At 38.6% G+C, this 14196-nt stretch carries 14 protein-coding genes; 13 read left to right on the top strand and 1 reads right to left on the bottom strand.

Going from position 1 to position 14196, the window contains the following annotated elements:
- The first annotated feature begins 15 nt into the window (after positions 1 to 15).
- The 13 genes from D8802_RS07085 (at position 16) to gggC (ending at position 13535) form a co-directional block, all read left to right on the top strand.
- Positions 16 to 753 carry a response regulator transcription factor gene (locus D8802_RS07085; RefSeq protein ID WP_125395315.1) on the top strand — a complete coding sequence of 246 codons (738 nt, stop codon included), beginning with the start codon at positions 16 to 18 and terminating at the stop codon, positions 751 to 753.
- Positions 750 to 2441: a cache domain-containing sensor histidine kinase gene (locus tag D8802_RS07080; RefSeq protein ID WP_125395314.1), complete on the top strand. Its 1692-nt coding sequence runs from the start codon at positions 750 to 752 to the stop codon at positions 2439 to 2441. Before D8802_RS07085 ends, D8802_RS07080 begins: the two co-directional genes overlap by 4 nt.
- Positions 2442 to 2551: 110 nt before the next feature.
- Positions 2552 to 3115 (top strand): TIGR01440 family protein, encoded by a 564-nt coding sequence (locus D8802_RS07075; RefSeq protein ID WP_125395313.1) that lies wholly within the window; start codon positions 2552 to 2554, stop codon positions 3113 to 3115.
- Positions 3116 to 3171: 56 nt separating this feature from the next.
- On the top strand, positions 3172 to 3699 hold the full coding sequence (locus D8802_RS07070) for an AAA family ATPase (protein WP_125395312.1): 528 nt from the start codon (positions 3172 to 3174) through the stop codon (positions 3697 to 3699).
- A 234-nt stretch (positions 3700 to 3933) separates the two neighbouring features.
- A complete protein-coding gene (gene pabB, locus D8802_RS07065; protein WP_125395311.1) occupies positions 3934 to 5655 on the top strand; it encodes an aminodeoxychorismate synthase component I in 1722 nt (573 codons plus the stop codon).
- The gene (locus tag D8802_RS07060) at positions 5656 to 6273 is read left to right on the top strand and encodes an alpha/beta fold hydrolase (RefSeq protein WP_125395310.1); all 618 of its coding nucleotides are present in this window, start codon (positions 5656 to 5658) and stop codon (positions 6271 to 6273) included. It begins immediately after the preceding gene.
- A 46-nt stretch (positions 6274 to 6319) separates the two neighbouring features.
- Complete coding sequence (locus D8802_RS07055) at positions 6320 to 7069, top strand: excalibur calcium-binding domain-containing protein (RefSeq protein ID WP_125395309.1); 750 nt, start codon at positions 6320 to 6322, stop codon at positions 7067 to 7069.
- 99 nt (positions 7070 to 7168) lie between these two features.
- Positions 7169 to 8128, top strand: coding sequence for an ROK family glucokinase (locus D8802_RS07050; protein WP_125395308.1), 960 nt, complete (start codon positions 7169 to 7171; stop codon positions 8126 to 8128).
- 96 nt (positions 8129 to 8224) lie between these two features.
- On the top strand, positions 8225 to 9064 hold the full coding sequence (locus D8802_RS07045; protein WP_125395307.1) for a thymidylate synthase: 840 nt from the start codon (positions 8225 to 8227) through the stop codon (positions 9062 to 9064).
- Positions 9065 to 9687: 623 nt separating this feature from the next.
- Complete coding sequence (locus tag D8802_RS07040; protein ID WP_045616868.1) at positions 9688 to 10578, top strand: helix-turn-helix domain-containing protein; 891 nt, start codon at positions 9688 to 9690, stop codon at positions 10576 to 10578.
- Positions 10579 to 10629: 51 nt separating this feature from the next.
- Positions 10630 to 10734 (top strand): streptosactin, encoded by a 105-nt coding sequence (gggA, locus tag D8802_RS10525; RefSeq protein WP_000369345.1) that lies wholly within the window; start codon positions 10630 to 10632, stop codon positions 10732 to 10734.
- Between the two features lie 67 nt (positions 10735 to 10801).
- On the top strand, positions 10802 to 11998 hold the full coding sequence (gene gggB / locus D8802_RS07035) for a streptosactin maturase GggB (protein ID WP_000909921.1): 1197 nt from the start codon (positions 10802 to 10804) through the stop codon (positions 11996 to 11998).
- The gene (gene gggC, locus D8802_RS07030) at positions 11991 to 13535 is read left to right on the top strand and encodes a streptosactin export ABC transporter GggC (RefSeq protein WP_000913380.1); all 1545 of its coding nucleotides are present in this window, start codon (positions 11991 to 11993) and stop codon (positions 13533 to 13535) included. Before gggB ends, gggC begins: the two co-directional genes overlap by 8 nt.
- A gap of 422 nt (positions 13536 to 13957) precedes the next feature.
- Here gggC and D8802_RS07025 read toward each other — a convergent pair whose 3' ends face one another.
- Entirely contained in the window at positions 13958 to 14128 is a 171-nt protein-coding gene (locus D8802_RS07025) for a DUF3042 family protein (RefSeq protein WP_001051782.1), read from the bottom strand.
- Positions 14129 to 14196: the final 68 nt, after the last annotated feature.

Raw genomic sequence — 14196 nt, 5'->3', positions numbered from 1 at the left:
GTAAAGGAGTAGAGCATGACCTACACAATCTTAATCGTAGAAGATGAGTATCTGGTAAGACAAGGTTTGAGAAAGCTGGTCAATGTAGCAGCCTACGATATGGAAATCATCGGTCAGGCTGAAAATGGAAGACAGGCTTGGGATTTGATTCAAAAGCAGGTGCCAGATATCATTTTAACTGATATCAACATGCCTCAGCTGAATGGCATCCAGTTGGCCAGTCTGGTCCGAGAAACCTATCCTCAGGTGCATTTGGTTTTTTTGACTGGCTACGATGACTTTGATTATGCCTTGTCTGCTGTCAAACTCGGTGTGGATGATTACCTGCTCAAGCCCTTTTCGCGTCAGGATATTGAGGAAATGTTAGGGAAAATCAAGCAAAAGTTGGACAAGGAAGAAAAAGAAGAGCAGTTACAAGATTTATTAACCGATAAGTTTGAGGGAAATATTGCCCAGAAAATCCAGTCCCATCTGGCTGATAGCCAGTTTAGTTTAAAGTCTTTGGCTAGTGACTTGGGTTTTAGTCCGACTTATCTGAGCTCCTTGATTAAGAAAGAATTGGGCTTGCCTTTTCAGGATTATCTGGTGAGAGAGCGTGTCAAACAAGCCAAGCTCTTGCTTCTGACCACGGATTTAAAGATTTATGAGATAGCCGAAAAGGTTGGATTTGAAGATATGAACTACTTTACTCAACGTTTTAAACAGATTGCAGGTGTGACACCTCGTCAGTTTAAGAAGGGAGAAGGCCGATGAAGCGTTCTTCTCTTTTAGTCAGAATGGTTATTTCCATCTTTCTGGTCTTTCTCATTCTACTAGCTGTGGTTGGGACTTTCTATTATCAATCTAGTTCATCAGCCATTGAGGCTACTATCGAGGGCAATAGCCAAACGACCATTAGCCAAACTAGCCACTTTATTCAGTCTTATATCAAAAAATTAGAAACCACCTCTACCAGTTTGACCCAGCAGAAGGATGTCTTAGCCTATGCTGAGAATCCTAACCAAGTCCAAGCCAAGGGAATCCGAGATCTGTTTTTGACTATCCTAAAGGCAGACCAGGACTTGAAAACGATGGTTCTGGTCACCAAATCCGGTCAGGTCATTTCTACAGATGACAGTGTGCAGATGAAAACTTCCTCAGATATGATGTCTGAGGATTGGTACCAAAAGGCTATTCATCAGGGAGCTAAGCCAGTTTTAACCCCAGCTCGTAAATCAGATAGTCAGTGGGTTATTTCTGTCACTCAAGAACTTGTTGATGCAGAGGGGGCCAATCTTGGCGTACTTCGTTTGGATATTTCCTATGAAACTCTGGAAGCCTATCTCAACCAACTCCAGTTGGGCCAGCAGGGCTTTGCCTTTATCATCAATGAAAATCATGAATTTGTCTACCATCCTAAACGTACTGTCTATAGCTCAGCAAGTGAAATGGAGGCCATGAAACCCTACATTGAGACGGGGCAGGGCTATACGCTGGATCACCAATCCTACGTCAGTCAGGAACAGATTGCAGGAACTGATTGGACGGTTATAGGCGTGTCTTCGTTGGAGAAGTTAGACCAGGTTCGGAGTCAACTCATGTGGACCTTGCTTGGTGCTAGTGCCTTATCTCTTCTTGCCTGTCTCTGCTTGGTGTGGTTCAGTCTCAAACGCTGGATTGCTCCTTTGAAGGACCTAAGAGAAACCATGCTGGAAATTGCTTCTGGGACTCAAAATCTTCGTTCCAAGGAGGCTGGCGCCTATGAACTGAGAGAAGTGACTCGCCAGTTTAATGCCATGTTGGATCAGATTGATCAGCTGATGGTAGCTATTCGCAGGCAGGAAGAAGCGACCCGGCAGTATGAACTTCAAGCACTGTCGAGCCAGATTAACCCCCATTTCCTCTATAACACCTTGGACACTATCATCTGGATGGCTGAGTTTCAGGATAGTCAGCGAGTGGTTCAGGTGACCAAATCTTTGGCAACTTATTTCCGCTTAGCGCTCAATCAAGGAAAGGATTTGATTTCTCTTTCTGATGAAATTAATCATGTCCGCCAGTACCTCTTTATCCAGAAACAACGCTACGGAGATAAGCTGGAGTATGAGATTGATGAAGAACCTGCTTTTGATAACCTAGTCTTACCCAAGTTGGTGTTGCAACCTCTTGTAGAAAATGCTCTTTACCATGGCATCAAGGAGAAGGAAGGTCAGGGCCATATTAAAGTCTCTGTTCAGAAAAAGGATTCAGGACTAGTCATCCGCATTGAGGATGATGGTGTTGGCTTCCAAGCTGCTGGCGACAGTAGTCAGAGTAACCTCAAACGTGGGGGAGTTGGCCTACAAAATGTCAACCAACGACTCAAACTTCATTTTGGAGATAATTACCAGATGAAGATCAATTCTGCACCCGAAAAAGGGACGATAGTTGAAATATACATAAATAGAATAGAATCAAGTTAGCTCCCAGTCAATTCTGGGAGTTTTACTATTAAAAATCAGATTGTTCAGTTCGCCTTGATAAAATCATTAAAAAAAGATATGATAGTAGGAGAATAATGAGGTTAAGAGTGATGGACAAAAGTAAAATTCAAACAGAAACACAGCAGGTAATTGAGGATGTTTTGGAAAAGATAGGATTGCGTGAAGGAAGTCTCTTTGTCTTAGGTCTATCCTCTAGCGAAGTTTTAGGGGGCCAGATTGGCAAGGAATCCAGCCAAGAAATTGGGGAAATCATTGTGAAAACCATCCTAGATATTCTAGAGAAAAGAGGAACTCATCTAGCTGTTCAAGGCTGTGAACATGTTAATCGGGCCCTAGTCGTTGAACGTCAGGTGGCAGAGCAGTTTGGTCTAGAAATCGTCAGCGTCCTTCCGACTCTTCATGCAGGCGGTTCGGGTCAGCTAGCTGCCTTTAAGGTTATGAAAGACCCTGTTGAGGTGGAGTTCATCAAGGCTCATGCTGGATTGGATATCGGAGATACCGCAATTGGCATGCATGTCAAGCATGTGCAGGTTCCGATTCGACCAGTTTTGCGTGAGATTGGACATGCCCATGTAACCGCTCTCGCTAGCCGTCCCAAACTCATCGGGGGTGCGCGTGCACAGTATCCAGAAGACTTCATAAGAAAGTCATAAGTGGGCGGAGAATGATCATAAGTTAGAGAGATATTTCAAGTATATAGAGGGTAAAGTTGGAAAATTGTGTTTATATCATTTCAGGTCCCCCAGGCGTTGGAAAGAGCACTGTCAGCAAAGAGTTGGCCTATTCTTTTGACAAAAGTGCAGTTATAGAGGGGGATATGATTTACTTAATGATTAAAGGAGGTCTCGTAGCTCCTTGGGAAGATAATGGATTTTACGTGGATTTGTTCTGGGATAATATCATCAGTCTGACCAATAATTTCATCGACCGAGGCATTACCGTCGTGATAGAGTATGTCATATTTGATGATCAACTGAAGAAAATTGCCACCTTTTTAAAAGAAAAACAAATCAAGCTAAAATATTGTGTCCTAATGGCTCAAGAAGAAACCTTGAAAGATAGAGATTCTTCTCGAAAAGAAATTGAGAGAACAGGCAATTTATCAATCCAAGCAAGAAATGAGTTTCTAGCTAAAAATAGTGAGAAACATCATTTTCTATTCACGGATAATTTAGATGTCAAAGAAACGGTAAACATCATTAAAACTTCAAATCAATTTTTAATTTCTGAACAGTAAAAGACAGGGAGAGTAAGGGTATTGAAACCAAGACTCTCTCTGTTTTTATTGTTGAATTCTTGTGCAAAGTACTCCAAACAAGACCATCTTTTACAAGAAGAAGGGATGCTATCTGATGGAGAATTGCCAAAAGTAGAAAATAAGAGGTTTAGAGAAGATTTTTCGTCATAGAAATCAGTGAACAAAGCTGGATTTAGCTGTTCTAGGTCGGTTATTTTGTGCTATACTAAAGGTATGCATAGAAAAACAGTGATTGATTTTAGAGCTTTGGGGGAGAGATACACCTTTACCCAGCCGATCAAAGAGTTAAAAACGAGAGATTTAGCAGAAGTGGCGGACCTGCTGGCACAGGTGGAAAGCTACCAAGAGCAAGGCTATTATGTGGTGGGCTATGTCAGCTATGAGGCTGCACCTGCTTTTGAGGAGAAATTAGCAGTTCACACCGCTCCTTTACTGGGCGAGTATTTGCTTTACTTTACCGTTCACGATAGGGTGGAAACATCCCCTATTCCTCTGACTTATGAGGAAGTAGATCTGCCTTCAAAGTGGCAGGAAGTAACGTCTGAAGCAGACTATGAAAAGGCTATTGCCCAGATTCACCATCATTTGCGTCAGGGGGACACCTATCAGGTCAATTACACTGTCCAACTCAAGCAAGACCTAAGTGCCAATCCTTTTGCTATCTACAATCGTATGGTGGTAGAGCAGGAGGCGGGATATAACGCCTATGTTGAGCACGATGAGATGGCAGTGATTTCCATGAGTCCAGAGCTCTTTTTTGAGCAAAATGACCGGGAATTAACGACTCGCCCGATGAAAGGAACAACCCAGCGGGGAGTGACTGACGATGAAGATTTGAAAGAGGCAGCTTGGTTGGAGCAAGATCCTAAAAATCGCTCTGAAAATATGATGATTGTGGATCTCTTGCGCAATGACATGAACCGTATTTCTGAAGTTGGAAGTGAACATGTGGAACGTCTTTGTCAAGTGGAGCAGTATTCAACCGTTTGGCAGATGACTTCGACCATCAAGAGTCAGTTACGAGCAGATGTGGACTTGATTGCCATTTTTCGCTCTCTCTTTCCTTGTGGTTCCATAACGGGTGCACCCAAAATTGCGACCATGGAAATCATCAAGAACTTGGAGCCCCAACCCAGAGGAGTTTACTGCGGAACGATTGGTCTCTTGCTTCCAAATGGACAACGGATTTTCAATGTTGCCATTCGGACCATTCAACTGCATCAAGGGAAAGCCGTCTATGGAGTTGGCGGAGGGATTACTTGGGATAGTACTTGGGAATCTGAATACCGAGAAGTTCATCAAAAAGCAGCTGTACTCTATCGTAAACAAGCACGTTTCCAATTGATTACAACTGGGAAAATCAGCCAAAAACAATTGCAGTTTGAAGATCAACATTTGGAAAGACTGACAAAGGCGAGTCGATATTTTGCCTATCCTTTTGATCCAGAAAACCTGAGACAAAAGATAGAGGAAGAGTGCAAAGTTTGTGATATTAATCAAGACTACCGTTTGCGAATTAGTCTCAGCAAATCTGGAGAGATAGGAATCAGTCGCCAAATCTTAACACCCCTTAGTCCGACCTTCTGCAAAGCCAAACTTTACCTACAGGAAGCTGATTTGAATCAATCATTTACTTACTTTAAAACAACTCATAGACCACACTTAAGTCTAGGGGAACAAGAGAAGATTTACCACAATAAGTCAGGAGAATTGCTGGAAACCTCTATTGGAAATCTGATTCTGAAAATCGCTGGGAAGCTCTATACACCGCCTATCAATCTTGGCATCTTGCCAGGAATCTATCGTCAGTATTTGCTGGAAACAGGGCAGGTAGAGGAGAAAGTCTTGACTGTGCCAGACTTGGACCAAGCGGAAACTATCTATGGCTGTAATGCAGTCAGAGGCTTGTATGAGTTGGAATTGAGGGAAAAATAAATGAAATTGATATTTTTACATGGCTTAGGTCAGACAGCCGCAAGCTGGAAGGAAGTTCAGGATCTACTTGCCAATCATCCTTCTGAGGCCCTTGAATTGTTTCCTGTGGGAGTTCGTTCTTATCAGGAAGCCAAAAAACGGATAGCTAAATACCTATCAGAGGAGAAGAAACATTTTGTTTTAATCGGTTTATCCCTCGGTGCTACTCTTGCACTAGAGCTTTCAAGTTACGATTTGCCAAATCTTCAAGGTTTGGTCTTGTCAGGCTGTCCAGTGAAACTAGCAGGTAATATCTTGTTTAAAATCCAGTTGATAATTTCCAAACTACTTCCAAAAAGTTTTTTTGAAAAGCAGGGAGCAGACAAAGCGCTCATGGTTGGTGTTTCCGAAGAATTAAAAACACTTGATTTAAGGGAGGTTGTACGGAATTGTCCCTATCCAAGCTTGTTAATTTGTGGCAGCAAAGATAAACCGAATCTTAGTTCTATGAGAAGTCTTCATAACCTAATATCAGAATCTCAATTTCATATTATCCCAGACGGCCCTCATGTCTTGAATAAGGAAAAACCAAAGGAGTTTGTAGAAACGACCAGAAGTTTCCTTGAATTGCTGGAATAAGTCTGGTAAAATAAAAGCGAAAGCGATATCAAAAAAGGAGAAAATAATGAAAAAAACAGTTTTGCTGAAAGCGATTTTTACTGTCTTTCCAGTTTTAGGTTTGTTTGCTCAATCGGTTACCGCAGAAGAAAATATTCATTTTTCTAGTTGTAAAGAAGCATGGGAAAATGGTTATTCTGATATTCATAAAGGAGAGCCTGGATACTCATCTAAACTAGATCGTGATGGTGATGGGATAGCTTGTGAACGTGCAAATGCACCTCGGGGAGTCTTTAAACCACGCCAGTCGGGTTCACAATCCAGTGTCGCGACTAGCGGATGGGTTAAACAGGACGGCTATTGGTATTATTTTGCTGAAAATGGGCATGCAGTTAGGAATGCTTGGCAAGGTAGCTACTACCTTAAGTCAGATGGCAAGATGGCAGCCAGCGAGTGGATTTATGATGCTAGCTACCAATCTTGGTACTATCTAAAATCCGACGGTTCTTATGCGAGAAGTACTTGGCAGAGTAGCTACTATCTCAAGTCAAATGGTAAGATGGCAGCAGGTGAATGGCTATATGATTCCTATTACCAATCGTGGTATTATCTCAAGTCGAATGGTAAGATGGCAGCAAGTGAATGGGTTTATGACACCAGTTATCAAGCATGGTACTACCTAAAATCCAATGGTGTTTATGCTAGAAACACTTGGCAAGGGAACTATTACCTCAAATCAGATGGCAAGATGGCTACAAATGAGTGGGTTGATGGTGGTCGCTACTATGTGGATGCTTCTGGTTTATGGAAACCATAAAGCAAACAAATTCTAGGGAAACAACGCAAACCTTTGCACAAAACAGACGATTTTGTTATACTATATCTGTAAGCATTTTCAATTAAAAAGGAGAAGACGATGAGTCAAAAGATTATTGGGATTGACCTTGGTGGAACATCTGTCAAGTTTGCAATTTTAACTCAAGAGGGAGAAATCCAAGAAAAATGGTCTATCAAGACCAATATTTTGGACGAGGGAAGCCATATCGTAGATGATATGATTGAGTCTATTCAGCATCGTTTGGACTTGCTTGGATTGTCAGCTACGGATTTCCTAGGGATTGGGATGGGATCACCTGGTGTGGTTGACCGTGAAAAAGGAACTGTTATCGGTGCCTACAACCTAAACTGGAAAACCCTTCAACCAATTAAAGAAAAGATTGAAAAAGCCTTGGGTATTCCATTCTTCATTGATAATGATGCCAACGTAGCTGCTCTTGGTGAGCGCTGGATGGGTGCTGGTGACAACCAACCGGACGTTGTCTTTATGACACTTGGTACCGGTGTTGGTGGTGGTATCGTCGCTGAAGGAAAACTGCTCCACGGTGTTGCTGGTGCGGCAGGAGAGCTTGGTCACATCACTGTTGACTTTGACCAACCAATCGCATGTACCTGTGGTAAGAAGGGTTGTCTTGAGACAGTTGCTTCTGCAACAGGGATTGTCAACTTGACTCGTCGATATGCAGATGAATACGAAGGCGATGCAGCCTTGAAACGCTTGATTGATGACGGCGAAGAAGTAACTGCCAAAACTGTCTTTGACCTTGCAAAAGAAGGGGACGACCTTGCCTTGATCGTTTACCGTAACTTCTCACGTTACTTGGGAATCACTTGTGCTAATATCGGCTCAATCCTCAACCCATCAACGATTGTTATCGGTGGTGGAGTTTCAGCTGCAGGAGAATTCCTTCTCCAAGGTGTTCAAAAAGTCTATGATGAAAATACCTTCCCACAAGTACGTACATCCACTAAATTGGCTCTTGCAACTCTAGGAAATGACGCTGGAGTTATCGGAGCAGCATCACTTGTATTGCAATAAAATAATAAAAGAGGAAAAATGCTAACCTAGAGTTAGTAATGTTCCTCTTTTCTTTTTTATGCTATACTAGTTAAGACAATAAATGAGGTGAGAGTAATGACAAAAGCAGATACGATTTTTAAAGAAAATATTGAACGAATCCTCAAAGACGGTGTCTTTTCTGAGCAGGCTCGTCCCAAGTACAAAGATGGGACTGTTGCCAACTCCAAGTACGTAACGGGTGCCTTTGCAGAGTATGACTTGGCCAAGGGGGAATTTCCCATCACGACCTTGCGTCCCATTGCAATCAAATCCGCCATCAAAGAAGTACTTTGGATCTATCAAGACCAGTCTAATAGCCTAGAAGTGCTAAATAGCAAGTACAATGTTCACTACTGGAATGACTGGGAAGTGGGAGATACAGGAACCATCGGTGAGCGCTATGGGGCGGTCGTTAAGAAACACGACATCATCAACAAGATTCTCAAGCAGTTGGAAGCCAATCCTTGGAACCGTCGCAATATCATCTCTCTCTGGGATTACCAAGCTTTTGAGGAGACAGACGGCCTTCTTCCATGCGCCTTTCAGACTATGTTTGATGTCCGTCGAGTAGATGGGGAAATCTATCTGGATGCGACTTTGACCCAGCGTTCGAATGATATGCTGGTTGCACACCACATCAATGCTATGCAGTATGTGGCTCTACAGATGATGATTGCCAAGCATTTCGGATGGAAGGTTGGGAAGTTTTTCTATTTTATCAACAACCTTCATATCTATGATAATCAGTTTGAACAAGCTGAGGAATTGCTCCGTCGTGAGCCGTCAAACTGCCAACCACGCTTGGTTTTAAATGTTCCTGATGGGACCAATTTCTTTGATATCAGAGCGGAGGACTTTGAGTTGGTTGATTATAATCCGGTTAAGCCACAGCTGAAGTTTGATTTGGCTATTTAAGAAAAATGTAAATATCCTTCTATGACTAACACCTCATAAGTTAGACAGAAAAATCTAACTTATGAGGTGTTTTCTTATGTTGTAATTTATGAGGATAAAGTTCAAATTTATAATCTGCAAAAGCAGGCTTTTCGTCAACTGTAGTGGTCTAGCGAAAAGCCTTTTTAAGACAGGTATAGGAGTCATTGTGCTGACTATAGTTAAACTTTTTCGGACTAAGCATGCTAGGACGAGTGTAAGGAGAGATAGGAGTGATGTCTTAATTCAGTAAGAACTTAAGTTTAATGGGAGTTTTGTAACTGGAATTCGCGATAATGTAAGAAAGTTTGATGTTTTCTATCTAGCTAAAGAGGGCAGGCAATACCTGACTGTTACGTACATTACCTGCCTCCAAACTATAAGCCGGCGCTCAGCAGTACTTATCGCTGAGCAGTCTAGGCAAAACTCTCCTTAGAAATTAAGATTATCCAACTCCGATAATAATAATTCCTTCTAGTAAAAAGAGTAGGAGTGGTAATATTTTTTGTTTTTCATGTGTAATCCTCACTTTTGTTTTTTTTTATTATATGTTATTATTGGGGTGAATAAAATATATTCCCATATATGCGTGATGGAGGTTCAGAATGAAAAATTTTGGAGAAATTTTTAAAAAGTTTAGAGAATCAAGAGGATTGCGGTTAAAGGATCTCACGAAGGCTGGTATATCAACATCTCAGCTTTCACGTTTCGAAAAAGGAGAAACGGATTTAACCATTTCAAAGTTTATACATATTCTAAATGAAATTAACATGCCAATTGATGAATTTATGTATGCCGTTCATGATTTTCATCGTGATGAACTAAATGAACTATTAGCTCAGGTTAGGAAATGTGTAACGACTCGCGACATTGAAGGGATGAAGAGATTGTTGATATCTCAAATGGAAAATGAAGGAAAACGAGAGAAATTTCATCATATAAATACCATTTTAGTTAAAATTCGCCTTCAGGATTTATCGGGAGAAAAATACTATAATGAAACAGATTTGGATGATTTAACCGATTATCTATTTGGTGTTGAATATTGGGGATATTATGAATTGTTGATTTTCATGAATACTTTGGATGTTCTAAAACATGATGTTTTTATGGTTTTAGCAAGAGAAATGTCTAGACGATCAGATTTTTATAAAGAAATTCCTATTAATCGACGCCTGATTTCAACCATGTTGCTTAATGCTTATATTACCTGTATTGAAAAGAAAAAGTTTATGGATGCTTTGTATTTTGAAAAACAATTGAAACAATGCTTTTTTATCGAGACAGAAATTTATGAAAGACTCATTTTTCTCTATGCTCAAAACCTTTATCGCTATCAAAAAAACGGAAATAAGATTGCAATTATTGAAATGAAAAAATGTATTGGAGCAATAAAATTAGCAGGCAGTAACCACTTAGCAAAGATTTATGAAGGACATTTAAAAAAAGTTTTAGGGGAGGACAGTCGTCAAGCAGATATGGGAAAGAAATTTTGACTGAACTATTGAATGATATAATCATATCATCAAATAAAGGAGGACAATAAAATGGATAATCTCAAAATTATCGATTTGGAAGAATTACTAGCCAATAAATCAGCCTATGTTATTCATGATTGCGGCCCTAGTCATTCTTGTGGTGGAGGTCGGTAACGACTATCTTATTTTTATTGTGAGAGGGATTTTTATTCCCTCTCTATGTTATATAGGGGGAATAATTATGTTAAAAGCATTTATTACAGAATCTGATACTCTTTATTTTAATTCTGAAACCTTTACTTTATCAACTTCAATAGATGATTTGAATAATAATATCAAAAAAGAAAACGATTATAATATTTTAAAAAAAGTAGTAATCAATATTTCAAATAACTGTAATCTTTCATGTACATACTGCTATGCTGATGGTGGTAATTACGGAATGATGAATCAACTGATGAATATTGATACAGCAGATAAAATTATTGATCAGCTAGTCTCTCGCAGAATTCAATGTATAAAGAGATTAATCCTTTTTGGAGGCGAGCCGTTTTTAAATATTGATTTGTTTGTTTATATTATTGAAAAGCTATCTAAAAATATTGAGATTCAAAAAATTGAAACTGTGACAAATGGTACCATCCTAAATAAGAAAGTTGAAATGATGATTAACAATTATCATCCTTTTTTAACAGTTAGCCTTGATGGCCCACAATTGATTCACGATAAGTTAAGAGGCAAGGGAAGTCATAGACGAACATTGAATTTTATTCAGTATTTAAAAGAAATAGATTACGAAAATTTTGAAGTCGCTTCTACTTACACGCGGATGCATCAAATACTTGGATTTCAAAAAGGGGATATCTATAGATATTTTACTGATATGGGTGTTAGATTTAATATCAATAATGTATTTAGCAAAAATAAAATTCTAATAGTTAAAGAAATGGAAATGACTGAAGAAAATAGAAAAACATTTATCGATCAGTCATTCGAAGATATTATCAATAATAATGTTAAAAACTACATTAGCCCGATTGTTTATGATGTGCTACTTTCAATGATTTTTAAAAGTAAGATAGAATCGTTTTGTGATGATATTGATCCAGAAACAACAATAACATTTGATGTTGATGGATCAACTAAATCTTGCTTTAGATTTTGGGGGACCCATAGCAGTGATAAAGTTACACAATTCAATAATAAGGATAACTTTTCTAAGTGTAAAGATTGTTGGTGTAGAGGAATGTGCATGGAATGTGTCGCAAATATGATTGATGGCTATTCATCAATTATTTCTGAAGAAGGAAAATTTATTGAGTGTAAAAAACAAGATTTAATGGAATACTGTATTTATAAAATTATTGAATTGAGTAAGGATAAAGAGCGTTTAACAAAATTAGTTAACAATTTTGAAAGGTTCATTAGATATGCTTAAAAAGTTCATCACAAAAAAACATTTGGTGCTCTATTTTATTTTCATTGCTATTACGTGGTTAGAGGCTATCATCACACCAACCTTGGTATCGATGATTATAGCCAGTTTTGAGAAGAAGATTCTGGATGATTTATGGATAGCCCTTACTGTAGGTATAATTGGTAATTTATTTATTCTTATTGGATTGGCTGGGAAAAGGTATTATTATGCCAAGTTAGTAGCAGATTTCACTTGGATCATGAAATATAAATTGTTTGAGCATTTTCTATATAATAAAAATAGTAAAAAAGAGGATATCCTATCCAATCTTGAAAACGATGTCAAACAATTAGAAACGTCTTATCTCGAACCAGCAGTCATTATTATTTCCTCAGTTGGTTTTACAATAGTTTCCATTGTATATGCATTGACAACAAATTTTTGGTTGGGCTGGATATTTATCTTTTTTTACTCTATGCCTGCACTCTGTAGTGGTATAGGTAGTAAAAAATTAGCCCTTATTTCTGAGGAAAAAGCGACGTCGAATCAGGAGTACTTGTCTCAGACAACGAATATCATTGGTGGAGAGAGTGTGATTAAAAATTACGGTGCTATGGATTTCTTCTATTCTCTTTTCAGAAGAGCCTTGTCGAAGAGAATTGATCAGGACATTCGTTATGAACAACAACGTACGATTAATAATATTCTCATTAATAGTATTGACGCATTTTGTTCGGTAGTTCCCATCATTATCGGTGGTATAATGACTTATTATAATTATTTGTCAGGAGCTAGTTTTGTTGCAATTTATCTAGTATCTCATAACATAGGCTATCAATTCAATGAATTGTCATATTTTATCAATACCTATAAATCAAGCAAGCAGCTTAGGAATCGTTATGATTTTCTACTTCAAGATGCGATTATACAAACAGATGACCTGTCTTCAACATCACTTTTTCCTATCTTAGTTGATTGCGTCAGTTTAAGTTTTGAAGATAATATACTTTTTGAAAATCTATCATTTGAAATTAAAAAAGGAGAAAAAATTGCTCTAATAGGTGCAAGTGGTTGTGGTAAGTCAACCTTACTTAACCTCATCTATGGGCAACTATCTCCAGATTTGGGGAAGGTGACTTATGCTGGTCAGATCTTAAATCAAGAGCAAGTTGCCAAATCAGCTTCTTATATTTTACAAGATTCCTATATTTTTGATGGTTTATCACTTGAGGAGAATATTACCCTTGGAGAGTCGATGGATAATATAAAGATGGACCTGATTCTTAATCGAGTAAATCTAGAATTTTTAAAGGGACATCTTCTTTATGGAAATCATCTTTCTGGTGGGGAAAAGCAACGTATAGAAATCGCTCGCAGTTTGTATCATAATAGTGATCTGATTTTGGCAGACGAGGTTAAAGCCAATCTTGATAAAGTGAATTCAAAACAAATTTCAAATATCTTATTAACCCTTCCACAAACCTTGGTTGAGGTAATCCACCATTATGATGAGGAGACACTTGCACAATACGACAAAGTAATTAATTTGTCTCAGTGACAATCAATAAAAAGAGGAAAGTATGTCTCGTTCATTTGTAAAATTATTAGTACGCGAATTGTTTGCATTTGGATGACAGTTAACATCATTGTGTATATATACGTTATTACAAAATCTGATATTGTAAATTTAATAGATTCAATATTGCCTTTTTATGAATAATATAAGTAAAGAATAGTAGCAAACATATTTAATTTACACCTCAATCATGAAATTTTCTGTCTAACTTTCGTAATATAGATTCATACTTTATTTATCAATTCGATTTCTACTTTTTAATTATAAAGTATGGGTTAAAAGTCGTCGAAATCAAAAAACACATAGTATCAGTTTTTTGAATACCTGATACTATGTGTTTTATTGTGGAAATATTTATTGGGCATTCTCCTCAAATTAAGTTTATCCCCAACTTCTTTTGTTGCTTAATGTGATACGCGACGGCGAGCTGCTTTTTTACGGTTTTCTTCGATGAAAGCTGCTTTTTGCTCTTCTGGCTCAATCACTTTCTTTTTAATTGCGTATACTGCACCTGCAACGGCAGCGACAGTTCCTGCGACACCTGTTACAAGACCTTTAGCGAATCCTTTAGCCATGAGTCTTCCTCCTTTATCTTCCCGATCAGCCTAGCTCCTCAAGTGGTAGCATTTTTCTGACTGACCTT

Source organism: Streptococcus oralis, from assembly GCF_003943395.1.
In the GTDB taxonomy this organism is placed as follows: Bacteria; Bacillota; Bacilli; order Lactobacillales; family Streptococcaceae; genus Streptococcus; species Streptococcus oralis_BF.
Note: the sequence above shows the minus strand (reverse complement) of the source record. Positions and strands in the feature narration are given on the sequence as shown.

Excerpts from the sequence above, each read along its gene's own strand:
- D8802_RS07085 (WP_125395315.1), top strand. The coding sequence starts at position 16 with ATGACCTACACAATCTTAATCGTAGAAGATGAGTATCTGGTAAGACAA.
- D8802_RS07080 (WP_125395314.1), top strand. The coding sequence starts at position 750 with ATGAAGCGTTCTTCTCTTTTAGTCAGAATGGTTATTTCCATCTTTCTG.
- D8802_RS07075 (WP_125395313.1), top strand. The coding sequence starts at position 2,552 with ATGGACAAAAGTAAAATTCAAACAGAAACACAGCAGGTAATTGAGGAT.
- pabB (WP_125395311.1), top strand. The coding sequence starts at position 3,934 with ATGCATAGAAAAACAGTGATTGATTTTAGAGCTTTGGGGGAGAGATAC.
- D8802_RS07060 (WP_125395310.1), top strand. The coding sequence starts at position 5,656 with ATGAAATTGATATTTTTACATGGCTTAGGTCAGACAGCCGCAAGCTGG.
- D8802_RS07055 (WP_125395309.1), top strand. The coding sequence starts at position 6,320 with ATGAAAAAAACAGTTTTGCTGAAAGCGATTTTTACTGTCTTTCCAGTT.
- D8802_RS07050 (WP_125395308.1), top strand. The coding sequence starts at position 7,169 with ATGAGTCAAAAGATTATTGGGATTGACCTTGGTGGAACATCTGTCAAG.
- D8802_RS07045 (WP_125395307.1), top strand. The coding sequence starts at position 8,225 with ATGACAAAAGCAGATACGATTTTTAAAGAAAATATTGAACGAATCCTC.
- D8802_RS07040 (WP_045616868.1), top strand. The coding sequence starts at position 9,688 with ATGAAAAATTTTGGAGAAATTTTTAAAAAGTTTAGAGAATCAAGAGGA.
- gggA (WP_000369345.1), top strand. The coding sequence starts at position 10,630 with ATGGATAATCTCAAAATTATCGATTTGGAAGAATTACTAGCCAATAAA.
- gggB (WP_000909921.1), top strand. The coding sequence starts at position 10,802 with ATGTTAAAAGCATTTATTACAGAATCTGATACTCTTTATTTTAATTCT.
- gggC (WP_000913380.1), top strand. The coding sequence starts at position 11,991 with ATGCTTAAAAAGTTCATCACAAAAAAACATTTGGTGCTCTATTTTATT.
- D8802_RS07025 (WP_001051782.1), bottom strand. The coding sequence starts at position 14,128 with ATGGCTAAAGGATTCGCTAAAGGTCTTGTAACAGGTGTCGCAGGAACT.